Raw genomic sequence first — 14,003 nt, forward strand, 5'->3', positions numbered from 1 at the left:
GTCCTTCCTGTTGCGCCCGTTTCGCCTGCTAGGAGAACAGCGCCCGGCCCCACCGGTCGTCCTTGCCGCGGACGCCCGGCGGGATCGCGAACAGCGCCGAACCCACGTGCTGGATATCCTCGTTGAGGACGTCGCTCGCGGCGAGGCTCCGCTGCACGGGCACGAAGCCCTTGGCGACGTCCCGCTGGTACGCGAGGAAGAACAGCCCCGCGTCCAGCCGGCCCAGACCGTCCGTGCCGTCCGTGAACGAGTAGCCGCGGCGCAGCATCTTCGCCCCGCCGTTGGAGTCCGGGTGGGCGAGGCGCACATGAGCGGTTGGCAGCATCGCGGGCAGGAACGGATCGTCGTGCTCCGCGGCCTTGCCGACCGGGGCGCCCTCGCGCTTGTCCCGGCCGAAGATGTCCTCCTGCTCCTGCAGCGGCGTGCGGTCCCAGGTCTCGATGTTCATCCGGATCCGGCGTGCCACGAGATACGAGCCGCCCGCCATCCAGGCCCGGCCCTCCTTCCCGGACACCCACACGTGCTTGTCCAGGGCGGCCTTGTCGGTGCCCGGGATGTTCCGGGTGCCGTCCTTGAAGCCCATCATGTTGCGGGGGGTCTGCGCCTCGGGCGTCGTCGACGACGTCTTGCCGAAGCCGAGCTGCGACCAGCGGACGGCGACCTTGCCGAAGCCGATGCGGGCGAGTTTGCGGATCGCGTGCACGGCGACCTGTGGGTCGTCCGCGCAGGCCTGGACGCACAGATCGCCGCCGCTGCGCGCCGGGTCGAGGTTGTCGCCGGGGAACTTCGGCAGCTCGACGGGCGCGGCCGGCCTGCGGTCCTTCAGCCCGAAGCGGACGTCGGCGTGATCTCGGCGGTGCCGACCTTCTTCACCCAGTCGGCGAGGTCCTTGGCGTCGCTCTTCTCGGCACAGCCCGTGACGGCGGCCAGAGCGGCCGCGGTCGCGGCAGCGGTGACGACGGTGAGGCGGACGGCTCGCATGCAGGCTCCACGGAGGACGGGACGGGGGACGGAACGGGGTGGGTAAGGCAGTGAGGCGGACCTAACTCAACCGAGGCTTACTTGGGCGATACCCCGCCGGATCGTGATTCAGCTCTCATGTGCGGCCCGAGACCATGGGCCGGTCACAGGCCGGTCAAGCGCTGGTCACATGCCGCGTCTTGTCGGGGCGGACCCAGGGGATGATTCAATTCCGGCGTGATGGAACGACCCCACGGCATCGATGTACTGCGCGTCTTCTGCGGCGCCGACGGCCACCACGGCAACGCCCTCGGTGTCGTACGCGACGGACGTGCGTACCCCGACCGGCAGTCGCGGCAGGCGCTGGCCCGGGAACTCGGCTTCAGCGCGACCGTGTTCGTCGATGATCCCGAGCGCGGAGTGGTCGACATCTACACACCCGGACTGCGGCTGCCGTTCGCCGGGCATCCGCTCGTCGGCGCGGCCTGGCTGCTCGACCTGGAGGTCGTGAACCCGCCCGCGGGTGAGGTGTGGGCCCGCCACGACGGCGAGTTCACCTGGATCACCGCGCGCACCGCCTGGGCACCGCCGCGGACACTGCGCCGGTACGCGTCGGCCGCCGAGGTCGAGGCGCTGGAGGTGCCGCCGCCGGGGGTGGGGGTACCTCCCACGCCCGAAGGGCTGTGGGGGAGGGTCTACGCGTGGGGCTGGGAGGACGAGGCCGCCGGCCGGGTCCGTGCGCGGGCCTTCCCGGGGCGAATCGATGAGCGCGGCGGCAGCCGCTCCGGTGGAGCCGGGGCTTGCGCCGGGGGGATCGACGAGGACGAGGCGACGGGCGCGGCGGCGCTGCTGCTCACCGGGCAACTGGGGCGCGCCCTGAACATCACTCAGGGCCGGGGTTCGCAGATTCTCACCGCCCCCGGCCCCGACGGCACGATCGAGATCGGCGGCCGCGTACGCCTCGCCTGACGAGACGCCGACCGGGGACTGACCGGGCGCCGGCAGGCATCGGCAGGCCCCGGTCGAGCGCGGCCGAGTCTCGGTCAGGCGCTGAGTGGGCCCTGCTTGTCCGGACCGCATGCCTGGCCGAGCTCCCGGAACACCGCGCCGTTGAAGTCGAACGCCCGCTTGCACTCGTCGATGATGCGCTGCTTCTCCAGGTCGTCCGCGTTCACCCGGTCCAGCAGCTCCCGGTAACTCCGCTTGAACGCCGCCGGGTTGGCGATCCGCTCGAAGACGTAGAACCGGACGCCGTCACCCTTGCGGTCGAAGCCCCAGGTCCGCTCGGCCTTGTCGCGGATGATCTGGCCGCCGGAGAGGTCCCCGAGATAGCGGGTGTAGTGGTGCGCCACATAGCCCGCGGGCCAGGTGCGGGCGCACTCCTCGACCCGTGCCGCGTACTCCGCGGTCGCGGGCAGCGGCCGCAGCCCGTCCTGCCAGTCCGCGCCGCGCAGATGTGCGAGGTCGCGCGCCAGCTCGGACGTCCGGAACAGCTCCGGCTGGATGAAGGGACCGGCGAGGGGGTCGTCCGTGAGCGACTCGGCAGCACCCTCCAGTGCCCGGTACACGAACCACAGCTGCTCGGTGTAGCGCGCATAGGCGTCGACCCCCAGCCGACCGCCGAGCAGGTCGCTCATGAAGGTCGAGGTCTCCGCCTGGGTGTGCTGCTCGTGCGACGCGACACGGATCAGGGTCGAGAAAGGTGTGTCCGACGTGTCCAGCGTGTCCAGCGTGTCCAAGGCGGACCTCCGAGGGGCCGAGGGGGACGGGAACCAGTAGGATCCTGCTACTTAGGTTTACCTAAGTCAACTGGTTCCCGACGACCTGTCGGTAAAAACGCTACCCCTCTTCGCGGTCAGGGCAACGTCAGAATCTCGGTGCCGCTCTCGGTCACCACCAGAGTGTGCTCGAACTGCGCGGTCCGCTTCCGGTCCTTCGTCACGACGGTCCAGCCGTCGTCCCACATGTCGTACTCGTGGGTCCCGAGCGTCAGCATCGGCTCGATCGTGAAGGTCATTCCCGGCTGGATGACGGTGGTCGCGTGCGGGCTGTCGTAGTGCGGGATGATCAGCCCGGAGTGGAACGACGCGTTGATGCCGTGCCCGGTGAAGTCGCGCACGACGCCGTAGCCGAAGCGCTTCGCGTACGACTCGATGACCCGCCCGATGATGTTGATCTGGCGGCCGGGCTTGACCGCCTTGACGGCCCGGTCGAGCGACTCCCGCGTCCGCTCGACGAGGAGCTTCGACTCCTCGTCCACGTCGCCGCAGAGGTAGGTGGCGTTGTTGTCGCCGTGCACGCCGTTGATGTACGCGGTGACGTCCAGGTTCACGATGTCGCCGTCGCGCAGCACCGTCGAGTCGGGGATCCCGTGACAGATCACCTCGTTGATCGACGAGCACAGCGACTTCGGGAAGCCGCGGTAGCCGAGCGTCGACGGGTACGCGCCGTGGTCGCACATGAACTCGTGCGCGACACGGTCCAGTTCGTCCGTGGTCGCCCCGGGCTCGATGAGTTTCGCTGCCTCCGCCATCGCCTGCGCGGCGATGCGGCCCGCGATGCGCATGCGCTCGATCGTCTCGGCATTCTGGATCTCCGGCCCGGTGTACGGCGTCGGCGCGGGCTTCCCGACGTACTCGGGGCGCCGGATGTTTCCGGGAACGGAACGGATGGGAGTGAGCTCCCCTGGTACGAGCAGCGACTGGCCAGACATGCCAGCGAGTCTAACCAGCCGTGCTGGGGCAGCATGGCGTCAGAGGAAGGAGCCGACGATGGCCCTGTTCAAGAAGCGCACAGTGGGCAAACCGGGTGAGTGGTACTACTGCCTGGAGCACAAGAAGGTCGAGGAGGGCCCCGAGTGCCCTGCCAAGGACCGCTTCGGCCCGTACTCCTCACGCGAGGACGCCGAGCACGCGATGGCGACGGCCCGCGAGCGGAACCTGGAGTGGGAGACCGACCCCAGATGGCACGACGCTCCCCGTGACGAGGACACGGCCGACTGATCAGAGGGCGGCCTCCCGTTCGGCCGCCGCCCTTTCCTCCGCCGCCGCCGCTCGCTCCTTCTGGGCGCGGCGGCGGAGGGCGTCATCGTCCGTCTCGGCGTCGTAGGTCACGAGCTTGGGGAGGGCCGCGGCGAGCAGCCCGACCGAGGCGATGCACGCCAGGCCGCCGGTCCAGAAGGCCGCGCGCGTGCCGGTCCAGCCGGCCATGGCGCCCGCGCGGACCTGGCCGAGCTGGGGGCCGACGCTGTACGAGAGGACCTCGATGCCTGCGAGGCGGCCCCGCAGGGACTCGGGGACGGTCTGGTTCCAGATCGTGGAGCGGCCGAGCCCGCTGAGCATGTCACCGGCCCCCGCGAAGGCCAGGCACAGCAGCACCAGCCACACGTTCGTCAGCCATCCGGCCGCCGCGATCGCCAGCCCCCACCCGGCCGCGCCGAAGACGACGAACAGCCCGTGCCGCCGCACCCGCGACGTCCAGCCGCTGGTCAGGCTCAGCACGAGCGAGCCCACCGACCCCGCCGCGTACATCAGCCCCAGCGACCACTCCGCGTCCAGCTCGTCCGCGAGGAACGGGAAGATCGTGTTGGGGAACGCGAAGAGCATCGCGGCCAGGTCGATCGCGTAGGTACCGAGCAGCACCGGCCGGCTCCACGCGTACCGCGCGCCCTCCGCGATGCCCCGCAGTGAGGGCTTCTCCGCGTCGTGCGCGGGCGGCGCGGCGGTGAGCCGGCCGCACAGCAGCACGGAGACGACGAAGCCGGCGGTCGTCGTCGCGTACGCCGCGGCGTGGCCCGCGTACGCCACGACCAGACCGGCCAGCGCGGGCCCGGCGATCGAGCCGAGCTGCCAGCGCAGGGCGTTCAGCGCGGCCGCGGCGGTCTGCTGGTCGTGCGGCACGATCCGGGCCAGCAGCGAGTCCAGTGCGGGCCGCTGGAGTCCTGCGAGGCCCGAGACACCGGCGGCGACCAGGTACAGGGGCCAGAGCACGGGTGTGCGCGTTCACCAGCAGGATCAGGGCGAGCACGCCCAGCCCCGCCTCGGTGAGCAGGATGACCTTCCGCCGGTCGACGGCGTCCGCCAGCGCCCCGCCGTACAGCCCGAACACGACCAGCGGCACGAGCTCCACGGCACCCATCGCGCCCACGGCGAACGGGGAGCCGGTGAGCTCCTTGATCTGCAGGGGCAGTGCCACCATCGCCATGAAGCTGCTGAAGTAGGTCACCAGCCCCTGGCCCCACAGCAGCCGGAAGTCCCGCGACGACCTCCACGGGGCGAGATCGGGAAGCAGCGCGCGACATCGTTCTCCCACGACCGGCCATCCTCCGTACCCGGCAGGCGGCGGGGCAACAGATTGGGCCGCCCGGACGGGGCCGGATCCCCGGGCGCGCCCGGTAGCGGCCGGCGGACCGGGGTGTCCGTCCTCGGACGCCGTACGGGTTCCAAGGAGCCGCGAGTCCCCCACGCCCGCCAGGGTGTGGGGACGGATGGAAGCGCGGGGTACGGGGGTGGAGCCCTCGAGGCGGGTCCGGGGTGGAGCCCTGGGTTTCGGAAGGGGCGCGGCGGGGGCCGTATCCCGGGCGGGAGCCGTATCGACGTGCGGCTCCGCCGCGCGGGCCTGCCGCAGGTGTCGCTCGCGTGCGCCCCCGCACCCGCGTCTCGCCTACCAGCGTGGCGGCGGCGGGGCCGTGAGCTGGTCCGCGAGTCGGGAGAGGCGGTCACGGAAGCGGCGCCGCCCGCGCGACGCGGGCGGCAGACTGTTCTCGCCGGCCGCCGCGCTCACCAGGTGCTGCACCGTGTCGAGGTCCACCTCCGCCCCACCCTGCACCGTGAGCCCCTCGTGCGCGAGGCCCCGCACCTCCGCATCCCCGCCGTCCAGCGCCAGCACCGTCGCCCCGGAGCGCCGCGCATCGTGCACGCGCTCCAGCACGCCCGCATCCGGCCGCTGCGGCGCGACCACCAGCAGTGTCTCGCCGCGCCCGGCCGCCGCAAGACGGCCGAGCCCGACCGCCAGATGCGCCGGGTCCCCGGACCGCACCCGGTGGCGCACCAGCGTCGGCGCCAGCTCCGGCTGCCCGGACCACGCGGCCTCGTCCACGAGATGCGCGGCGAGATGCCACGGCTCGTACGCGGCCGTCCCCACCAGCAGCAGCCCACCGCCCTGCGGGACGACGGACGACCGCAGCACTCCCGCGAACCGGCGGGCCGCCTCCGGCCACGCGGTCCCGGTGAGCACCTCTCGCAGCAGTGCGACGCGTACGGCATCCATGGCCCCGCATCCTGCCCGAACCGCTGCCCCCGGACCGGCCGTTGGCGGCAGCTCACCCGTACGGGATGCTGCCGGTGCCGGGCAGGATGCCCGCGCACCGGCGCCGGGCATCATGACGCCATGAGCTTCCCCTGGATATGGGTGACGGCGTGGACGGCCGTCGCGCTGCCCCTCGCGGTACTGCTGTTCCTGGGCAGGGCACCCGGCCGGCTTCACCGTCGCGTCGGCCCGCGGGGCCTCAGGGCCCGTGGCGCACTGATTCTCGCGGCGTATGCCGGGGCGCTCGTGCAGGGGCGCCGGACCTGGCCGGGGTCGCCCGGACCGACGGGTACGTCGTGCGGCTGCTGACCGGACCGGTGCTGATCGTCGTCGCGATCGCCTGGCTCGTCCGGGTCGATCTCGTCGAACGTCGGTCCGCCCGCGCCCGCCCGACCAGCCAGTAATGTCGAGGGCATGACTTCCGAAGACAACGCCGCCGCTCCGAAGCCCGCCGCTCCCGCCAAGGACCCCTGGGACCTCCCCGACGTCTCCGGACTCGTCGTCGGCGTCCTCGGCGGCACCGGTGACCAGGGCCGGGGCCTCGCGTACCGGCTCGCGCGCTCCGGACAGAAGGTGATCATCGGCTCCCGGGCCGCCGAGCGTGCCCGGACCGCCGCCGCCGAACTGGGGCTGGGCATCGAGGGCGCCGAGAACGCCGAGTGCGCGCGGCGCAGCGATGTCGTGATCGTCGCCGTGCCGTGGGAGGGACACGGCAAGACCCTGGAGGCGCTGCGGGACGAGCTCGCCGGAAAGCTGGTCGTCGACTGCGTGAACCCGCTCGGCTTCGACAAGAAGGGCGCCTACGCCCTGAAGCCGGAGGAGGGCAGTGCCGCCGAGCAGGCCGCCGCCCTGCTGCCCGAGTCGCGTGTCACCGCCGCCTTCCACCACCTTTCGGCGGTGCTGCTCCAGGACGAGTCGATCGAGGAGATCGACACCGATGTGATGGTCCTCGGCGAGTCGCGCGCCGACACGGACCTCGTCCAGGCGCTGGCGGGCCGCATCCCCGGCATGCGGGGCGTCTTCGCCGGCCGACTGAGGAACGCCCACCAGGTCGAGTCGCTGGTCGCCAATCTGATCTCGGTGAACCGTCGCTACAAGGCACACGCGGGTCTGCGCGTGACCGACGTCTGACCCGACGTCCGAACCGACGTCCGACGTCCGAACCGACGTCCGACGTCCGACGTCCGACGGCAGGGCGGCATGGGGGACACTGGACGGGCACCAGCAGCCCCCCGACAGGAGCCGACCCTCATGCCCCGCCTCGCCCTCTACGCCGTCGTCATCTGCCTGCTCGCCGTCGCCGCGGCGGTTGTGTCCTTCGTGCAGGGCAGCTGGCTCGGGATCGTGTGGGTGCTGCTGGCCGGAGTGTCCTCGAACATGGCCGTGTACTACGTCCGGCGCGCGAAGGCGGCGAAGACTACCGGCTGATCGCCGCCGTGCAGACGGGGTACTGCTCGGTCCAGAAGCGGTAGAGGTCCTGGCCGCACGCGTACTCGCCCCGTGACACACCCAGCGCGTCCATGACCGCGAAGATCCCGTCGAAGAACGCGTGATTGACCTCGGGGATGAAGAGGACGCCGAAGACGGCGAGCAGCCCGAACGGCGCGAACGGCTCCACCTGGCGGCGCACCGTGTGCGAGAGCCACGGCTCGATCACCCCGTACCCGTCCAGCCCCGGAACCGGCAGGAAGTTCAGGATCGCCGCCGTCACCTGCAGCAGCGCCAGGAAGGCGAGGGCGAAGCGGAACGCGAGCGGGACGCCGTCCAGGGCGCCCAGCCAGAACGGCGCCGTGCACACGACCGCGAACGCGACGTTCGTCAGCGGGCCCGCCGCCGAGATCAGGCTGTGCTTCCAGCGGCCCCGGATGCGGTGGCGCTCGATGAAGACCGCGCCGCCGGGCAGGCCGATTCCGCCCATGATCACGAAGATGACGGGGAGCACGATGCTCAGCAGTGCGTGGGTGTACTTGAGCGGGTTGAGCGTCAGATAGCCCTTGGCGCCGATGGTCAGGTCGCCGCTGTGGAGCGCGGTGCGGGCGTGCGCATACTCGTGCAGGCAGAGCGAGACGATCCACGCCGACGTGACGAACAGGAACACCGCCACGCCCGGCTGGGCGGCGAAGTCCGTCCACACGGCCCAGCCGGTGACCGCCATGATCGCGGCGATGCCGAGGAAGACGGGGGAGATGCGGCGCTCGCTGCGGCGGGTCGCGGCGGTGGTCATGGGCGGGGCTCCTCGGTCCGGGGGCCTGGGGGCGGCTGGGCGGCGGGACGAGAGTAGACCGTCCTCGTGACACGGGGGCAACGTCCCGGGGGACCGCGAGCGTTCCTGCCGATCGACGACAATGGGGCGGTGCACTACCGCGTACTCGGCACCACCCAGGCAGTCCATGACGACGGCACCCCCGCCGTGCTCGGCGGGGCGCGGCTGCGTGCGCTGGTGGCCGTGCTCGCGCTGCGCGCCGGGCGTACGGTCCCGGTCGGCGTGCTCGTCGACGAGGTGTGGGACGGGGAGCCGCCCGCCGACCCGGTGGGGGCGGTGCAGGCGCTCGTCGGGCGGGCGCGACGGGCTCTCGGGCGCAGCGCGGTGGTGTCGTCCGACGGTGGGTACCGGCTGGGCGCCGGGCCCGAGGCCGTGGACCTGCACCGCTTCGAGCGGCTCGCAGGGGAGGGGGCGCGGGCGCTGGCGCAGGGCGATCCGGGCCGGGCGGCGGAGCTGCTGGACGAGGCGTTCGCACTGTGGCGCGGCCCGGTGCTCGCCGATCTGCCGCACCGCACCGCCGACGCGGCACGGTGGGAGGCACGCCGCCTGGACGCCCGCCGCAGCCGGCTCGCCGCGGCACTGGCCCTCGGCCGCGCGGAGGAGACGCTGCCGCAGCTTGCCGCGCTCTGCGGGGACCATCCGCTCGACGAACCGCTGCAGGCGCTGCGCATCCGCGCCCTGCGCGCCGCGGGCCGTACGGCCGAGGCCCTCGCGGCGTACGAGACGGTACGCCGCGAGCTGTCGGCCCGGCTCGGCACCGCCCCGGGCCCGGACCTGCGCGCGCTGCACGCGGAGCTGCTGAACCCGGACGAGGAGCCGGGACCGGAGCCGATGGCGGCCGGTGCGCCCCCCGCGGTGGGGAACCTGCGGGCCCGGCTGACCAGCTTCGTCGGACGCGAGGCGGACATCGAGGCCATCCGCGGGGACCTCGCACGGGCGCGGCTCGTCACGCTGCTCGGGCCCGGCGGGGCCGGCAAGACTCGGCTGTCGCAGGAGGCCGCAGAGCGGGCGGCCGGGACGTACGCCGACGGCGTCTGGCTGGTCGAGCTCGCGCCCGTCGGCGACCCGGAGAACGTGCCCGAGGCCGTCCTCTCGGCGCTCGGCGCGCGCGAGACCGTGCTGCGCGGCGCGGGTGCGGAGGAGCTGCGGGCGGCGTCCGACCTGCACGGCGACGACCCGCTCGTACGCCTCACCGAACACTGTGCGCGCCGCCGCATGCTGATCGTCCTCGACAACTGCGAGCACGTCGTGGCCGCTGCCGCCGCGCTGTGCGAGCAGATCCTGGAGCACTGCCCGGGACTCACGGTCCTCGCGACCAGCCGCGAACCCCTCGGCGTCCCCGGCGAGTCGGTACGTCCCGTCGACCCCCTGCCCGACCCGATGGCGCTGCGCCTGCTCGCCGACCGGGGTGCGGCCGCGAATCCGTCCTTCCGGGTGGAGGACGACCGGGAGGCGGCCGCGGAGATCTGCCGTCGCCTGGACGGGCTGCCGCTCGCCATCGAGCTGGCCGCCGCCCGGCTGCGGATGCTCACGCCGCGCCAGATCGCCGACCGTCTGGATGACCGTTTCCGGCTGCTGACCAGCGGAAGCCGTACGGTGCTGCCCCGCCAGCAGACCCTGCGTGCCGTCGTCGACTGGTCCTGGGACCTCCTCGACGACGCCGAACGGTCGGTCCTGCGCCGCCTCTCGGTCTTCGCCCGCGGCTGCGACCTGGCGGCGGCGGAGCGGGTCTGCGCGTGCCCTGCCGGCGCCCTGGACGACACCTCCGCACCCGCCGAGGCCACAGCGCCCGTCGAGGCCGGCGGATCCGCCGGCGCCTCCGGATCCGTCGACGCCAAGGACGTCGTCTCCGTGCTCGGGGCGCTTGTCGACAAGTCGCTGGTGGTTGCCGCGCCTTCGGCCGGCGGGGCGATGCGGTACCGGCTGCTGGAGACGGTCTCCGAGTACGCGTCGGAGCGGCTGGACGAGGCCGGTGACCGGGCGGAGGCCGAGCACGCCCATCTCATCCACTACCGCGAACTCGCCCGCCGCACCGACCCGTTGCTGCGCGGACCCGAGCAGATCAGTGCCGTCGCGCGGCTGGAGCTGGAGTACGACAACCTCCGCACCGCGCTGCGCCGGGCCGTCGCCGCACGGGACGAGCAGGAGGCGCTCTGCCTGGTTCTCTCCCTCGCCTGGTACTGGCAGATGCGGGATCTGCGGGCCGACGCCCGGCATTGGGCGCAGGTCGCCGCGGCCCTCGGCCCCGACCCTTTCGCGCCTCCGCTCGCGCCGGCGCCGCCGCTGGACGCGCCCGTCACGGACACCGCGCCGCCGCTGGCGCCCGAACCGCTCCAGGAGGCGCGGCGGGGCGTGCGGCTGATCGCGATGGTCAGCATGGAGCACGGCCTGGACGACTGGACGACGCCCGAGCGCCTTGAGTGGCTGCGCGGGGTCACCGAGGTCTACCGGCCCGGGCTCCCGCAGACCTGCCGGTTCCCCGGCACGCTCTGGTTCTTCGCGATCATGCTGACCGGGGACGGCGAGCAGTTGCTCCATGTGCTCGACGCGACCGTGCACGGCTGCGAGGAGTCCGGCGACGCGTGGGCGCTCGCCGCCGCGCTGCACATGCGCGCCAACCTCCTTGCCAACCATGCCGGCCGGGCGGGCGACGCGAGCCGGGACGCGGACCGCAGTCTGGAGATCTTCGACCGGCTCGGTGACCTGTGGGGCGCCGCCGGGGCGTTGTCCGCGCGGGGCGAGGCCCGCGAGAGGCGCGGCGAGTTCCGGCGCGCCGCCGAGGACTACGCCGCCGCGATCGACCGTGCCGAGCGGCTCGGCGCCCAGAGTCAGGTGCCGCTGCTCAGGACGAGACTGGCCGGGGTCCTGGGCGAACTCGGCCGCGACGAGGAGGCCGAGGCGATCCTCCGGGACGTGCTCGCCGGCGCCGGCGAGGGCACCGCCCGCGAGGTCGTCCCCGCGGCCCGCCTCTGCCTCTGCATGCACCTCGGCCGCCTCGGCCGTACTGCGGAGGCACGGGAGCAACTCGACCTGCTGGCCGAGGATTTCCGCCCGGCCGACCTCGCGATCTTCGAGGGTTTCTGGCTGGGCTGCGTCGCCTGGCTGGACTGCTTGGACGGCCGCTACGGCGACGCCCTGGACCATGCCCACCAGGCGCTGGAGAGCGCGCTGACCCCGCTGTCGCTGATGGTTGTGCCGCACATGCCCGCCGTCCATCTCGTGACCGCCGCCGAGGCGCTGGCCGGTCTCGGCCGGGAGCAGGCCGCTGACGCGGCCCGCCTGCTCGGTGCGTACGAGCATTTGCTCCCGGCCGGCCATGTCGCGCTGACGTCCGTCGAGCGGGAGAGCCGCGCCCGCGCCGAGCGGGTCGTCCGCGCGGCCCTCGGCGACACGGAGTTCGCCGCGAGCCGCGCGGAGGGCGGCAGCCTCACTCTCGAGGAGGCTGCCGGCCTCGTACGCGACCGCCTGGACCGGCTCAGGACTTCGTCCGGAACTTCCGTATGGCGACCGGAGCCATCACCGCGGTGATCACTGCCGACCAGATCAGCGTCACCCACACGTCGTGGGCGACCGGGCCGCCGTTCATCAGTCCCCGGGCCGCGTCGGCGAGCGACGACAGCGGGTTGTAGTCCGTGAAGGCCTGCAGCCAGCACGGCATCGAGGCCGTCGGCGCGAAGATCGAGGATCCGAACTGCAGCGGCATCAGCACGAGGAACCCCATTCCCTGAATCGCCTGGGCGTTCTTCATGGTCACGCCCATGGTGAGGAAGATCCACATGATCGACGAGCCGAAGACCAGCGAGAGCCCGACGGCCGCGAGCAGCCCGGGGACGTCCGCCACGGACAGGCCGAGCAGGAAGCCGACCGTCAGCAGGATCGCGGTGGCGACGAGCATCCGGCCGATCTCGACGACGATCTTGGCGATCAGCACGGAGGACCGGGCGATGGGCAGGGACCTGAAGCGGTCCATGACGCCCGTCTGGAAGTCCTGGTTGAAGCCGGTGCCGACACCCATCGCGATGTTCATGCCCATCATCGCCATGAGGCCGGGCACCACATAGTTGACGTACTCCTGTTGGTTGCCCTTGCCGGCGATCGCGCCGCCGAAGACGAAGACGAACAGCAGCGTGAAGACGATCGGCATCAGCACGGCGTCGAACATCGACTCCGGGTCCTGCCGGATCCACAGCAGATTGCGGCGGACGAGCGCGCCGATGTGCCGCAGATTGCCACGCAGGCCGATCCGGCCTTCGTCGGCGAGGTGGGTGTGGCCGGGGCTGACGGTGGTGGCGCTCACGCCGCGACCTCCTGGGGAATCGTGTCGTTGACGGAGGCCGTCCTCTGGCCGGTGATGGCCAGGAACACCTCGTCCAGGCTGGGCAGATCGGTGCCGATGTCGGCGATGGCGAAACCGCGGGCTCCCAGCAGACCGACCACCGCGGTCAGCTGCTCGTCGCTGAGGATCGGGACGTACAGCACGCCCTCGTCCGGCACGGCCTGGGTGCCCGAGAGCCCGTCCAGGCCCGCCTCGCGGACCGCCGCGGCCATCGAGGGCAGCTGCGCCGGGTCCGCGGGCCGGATACGCAGGGTCCGGCCGCCGACCTTCGCCTTCAGCTCGTCGATCCTGCCCTCGGCGATGACCCGGCCGCGGTCGATGACCGTCAGCGCGCTCGCCAGCTGCTCGGCCTCTTCCATGTACTGCGTGGTGAGGAGGACGGTGACGCCCTCGGCGACCATCCGCTGGACCTCGTCCCACACCTCGTTGCGCGTGCGGGGGTCGAGGCCCGTCGTCGGCTCGTCCAGATAGAGCACGGCGGGCTGCCCGATCATCGAGGCGGCGAGGTCGAGGCGGCGCCGCATACCGCCCGAGTACGTCGAGACAGGGCGCTTGCCCGCCTCCGTGAGCGAGAAGCGCTCCAGCATCTCGTCGGCCCGGCGACGGGCGTCCTTGCGGGGGAGATCGAGCAGCCGCCCGATCATGTACAGGTTCTCCCAGCCGGACAGCTTCTCGTCCACCGAGGCGTACTGCCCGGTGAGGCCGATCGTGCGGCGCAGCTGGCGGGGCTGCTTGACCACGTCGAACCCGGCGACGGTGGCGTGTCCGGCGTCGGGGGCGATGAGGGTGGACAGGCAGCGCACGAGAGTGGTCTTGCCTGCTCCGTTGGGACCGAGGACGCCGAGGACGGTGCCCTCGCGGACGTCGAGGTCCACGCCGTCCAGGGCCTTGGTCTCGCCGTAGTGCTTCACGAGGCCTCGTACCTCGACGGCGTTCTTGTCGTGTCGCGTCATGCCGTACAAGGTGCCAGATGCCACCGACAAACCACCGACAAGCGCCCGACAGCCTGTGGACAACCGCACCGATACGCGGTGGACGCGGCGCCTACCTGGGCTTGTGTGACGTTGTCGGTGGGCCGGCACATCTCCCGACTGCCGGTACCTATCGACTACCGGGCCCGACGTCTTCGCTTCGCGG

General features: G+C 72.4%; 13 protein-coding genes and 2 pseudogenes. 6 read left to right on the forward strand and 9 right to left on the reverse strand.

Annotation, left to right across the window (positions count from 1 at the left end; genetic code table 11):
* Positions 1-28: 28 nt before the first annotated feature.
* Together ABT078_RS22660 and ABT078_RS22665 are read right to left on the reverse strand one after the other, a co-directional pair.
* Positions 29-835, reverse strand: a pseudogene (locus ABT078_RS22660) (Dyp-type peroxidase); the annotation flags it as partial.
* Positions 823-981, reverse strand: a complete 159-nt coding sequence (locus tag ABT078_RS22665) for a hypothetical protein (protein WP_351230466.1) — start codon at positions 979-981, stop codon at positions 823-825. The pseudogene ABT078_RS22660 and the gene ABT078_RS22665, both read right to left, overlap by 13 nt.
* A gap of 219 nt (positions 982-1,200) precedes the next feature.
* On the opposite strand from ABT078_RS22665, the gene ABT078_RS22670 reads away from it, so the two are divergent.
* Positions 1,201-1,929, forward strand: coding sequence for a PhzF family phenazine biosynthesis protein (locus tag ABT078_RS22670; RefSeq protein WP_351230545.1), 729 nt, complete (start codon positions 1,201-1,203; stop codon positions 1,927-1,929).
* 74 nt (positions 1,930-2,003) lie between these two features.
* On the opposite strand, the gene ABT078_RS22675 is transcribed toward ABT078_RS22670, so the two are convergent.
* Entirely contained in the window at positions 2,004-2,690 is a 687-nt protein-coding gene (locus tag ABT078_RS22675) for a biliverdin-producing heme oxygenase (RefSeq protein WP_502981276.1), read from the reverse strand.
* A gap of 125 nt (positions 2,691-2,815) precedes the next feature.
* Positions 2,816-3,673: a type I methionyl aminopeptidase gene (gene map, locus ABT078_RS22680; protein ID WP_351230468.1), complete on the reverse strand. Its 858-nt coding sequence runs from the start codon at positions 3,671-3,673 to the stop codon at positions 2,816-2,818.
* Positions 3,674-3,731: 58 nt separating this feature from the next.
* Between map and ABT078_RS22685 the strand changes: the two genes are divergently transcribed.
* Complete coding sequence (locus ABT078_RS22685) at positions 3,732-3,962, forward strand: hypothetical protein (protein ID WP_351230470.1); 231 nt, start codon at positions 3,732-3,734, stop codon at positions 3,960-3,962.
* Here ABT078_RS22685 and ABT078_RS22690 read toward each other — a convergent pair.
* Both ABT078_RS22690 and ABT078_RS22695 read right to left on the reverse strand, forming a co-directional pair.
* Positions 3,963-5,271 (reverse strand): annotated as a pseudogene (locus tag ABT078_RS22690) (MFS transporter).
* A gap of 351 nt (positions 5,272-5,622) precedes the next feature.
* Positions 5,623-6,228, reverse strand: a complete 606-nt coding sequence (locus tag ABT078_RS22695) for a hypothetical protein (protein ID WP_351230472.1) — start codon at positions 6,226-6,228, stop codon at positions 5,623-5,625.
* Between the two features lie 120 nt (positions 6,229-6,348).
* Between ABT078_RS22695 and ABT078_RS22700 the strand changes: the two genes are divergently transcribed.
* The 3 genes from ABT078_RS22700 (at position 6,349) to ABT078_RS22710 (ending at position 7,695) form a co-directional block, all read left to right on the forward strand.
* Positions 6,349-6,576, forward strand: coding sequence for a hypothetical protein (locus ABT078_RS22700; RefSeq protein WP_351230474.1), 228 nt, complete (start codon positions 6,349-6,351; stop codon positions 6,574-6,576).
* A gap of 105 nt (positions 6,577-6,681) precedes the next feature.
* Positions 6,682-7,398 carry an NADPH-dependent F420 reductase gene (gene npdG, locus ABT078_RS22705; RefSeq protein ID WP_351230476.1) on the forward strand — a complete coding sequence of 239 codons (717 nt, stop codon included), beginning with the start codon at positions 6,682-6,684 and terminating at the stop codon, positions 7,396-7,398.
* Positions 7,399-7,467: 69 nt separating this feature from the next.
* Complete coding sequence (locus ABT078_RS22710) at positions 7,468-7,695, forward strand: hypothetical protein (RefSeq protein WP_351230478.1); 228 nt, start codon at positions 7,468-7,470, stop codon at positions 7,693-7,695.
* Here the strand turns inward: ABT078_RS22710 and ABT078_RS22715 are convergent.
* Complete coding sequence (locus ABT078_RS22715; RefSeq protein WP_351230480.1) at positions 7,685-8,491, reverse strand: site-2 protease family protein; 807 nt, start codon at positions 8,489-8,491, stop codon at positions 7,685-7,687. The genes ABT078_RS22710 and ABT078_RS22715 overlap by 11 nt on opposite strands.
* A 129-nt stretch (positions 8,492-8,620) precedes the next feature.
* On the opposite strand from ABT078_RS22715, the gene ABT078_RS22720 reads away from it, so the two are divergent.
* Positions 8,621-12,058, forward strand: a complete 3,438-nt coding sequence (locus tag ABT078_RS22720; protein ID WP_351230482.1) for an ATP-binding protein — start codon at positions 8,621-8,623, stop codon at positions 12,056-12,058.
* On the opposite strand, the gene ABT078_RS22725 is transcribed toward ABT078_RS22720, so the two are convergent.
* Together ABT078_RS22725 and ABT078_RS22730 are read right to left on the reverse strand one after the other, a co-directional pair.
* Positions 12,006-12,827 (reverse strand): ABC transporter permease, encoded by an 822-nt coding sequence (locus tag ABT078_RS22725; protein WP_351230484.1) that lies wholly within the window; start codon positions 12,825-12,827, stop codon positions 12,006-12,008. The genes ABT078_RS22720 and ABT078_RS22725 overlap by 53 nt on opposite strands.
* The gene (locus ABT078_RS22730) at positions 12,824-13,819 is read right to left on the reverse strand and encodes an ATP-binding cassette domain-containing protein (RefSeq protein WP_351230550.1); all 996 of its coding nucleotides are present in this window, start codon (positions 13,817-13,819) and stop codon (positions 12,824-12,826) included. The genes ABT078_RS22725 and ABT078_RS22730 overlap by 4 nt, the downstream gene beginning before the upstream one ends.
* Positions 13,820-14,003 lie beyond the last annotated feature (184 nt).

This window comes from Streptomyces sp. NPDC002133 (genome assembly GCF_040296405.1).
Taxonomy (GTDB): Bacteria; Actinomycetota; Actinomycetes; order Streptomycetales; family Streptomycetaceae; genus Streptomyces.

What these genes read in the sequence shown, in the direction of transcription:
- npdG (WP_351230476.1), top strand. Translation starts at nt 6,682, where the DNA reads ATGACTTCCGAAGACAACGCCGCCGCTCCGAAGCCCGCCGCTCCCGCC.
- map (WP_351230468.1), bottom strand. Translation starts at nt 3,673, where the DNA reads ATGTCTGGCCAGTCGCTGCTCGTACCAGGGGAGCTCACTCCCATCCGT.
- ABT078_RS22710 (WP_351230478.1), top strand. Translation starts at nt 7,468, where the DNA reads ATGGGGGACACTGGACGGGCACCAGCAGCCCCCCGACAGGAGCCGACC.
- ABT078_RS22730 (WP_351230550.1), bottom strand. Translation starts at nt 13,819, where the DNA reads ATGACGCGACACGACAAGAACGCCGTCGAGGTACGAGGCCTCGTGAAG.
- ABT078_RS22695 (WP_351230472.1), bottom strand. Translation starts at nt 6,228, where the DNA reads ATGGATGCCGTACGCGTCGCACTGCTGCGAGAGGTGCTCACCGGGACC.
- ABT078_RS22700 (WP_351230474.1), top strand. Translation starts at nt 6,349, where the DNA reads ATGAGCTTCCCCTGGATATGGGTGACGGCGTGGACGGCCGTCGCGCTG.
- ABT078_RS22715 (WP_351230480.1), bottom strand. Translation starts at nt 8,491, where the DNA reads ATGACCACCGCCGCGACCCGCCGCAGCGAGCGCCGCATCTCCCCCGTC.
- ABT078_RS22685 (WP_351230470.1), top strand. Translation starts at nt 3,732, where the DNA reads ATGGCCCTGTTCAAGAAGCGCACAGTGGGCAAACCGGGTGAGTGGTAC.
- ABT078_RS22665 (WP_351230466.1), bottom strand. Translation starts at nt 981, where the DNA reads ATGCGAGCCGTCCGCCTCACCGTCGTCACCGCTGCCGCGACCGCGGCC.
- ABT078_RS22670 (WP_351230545.1), top strand. Translation starts at nt 1,201, where the DNA reads ATGGAACGACCCCACGGCATCGATGTACTGCGCGTCTTCTGCGGCGCC.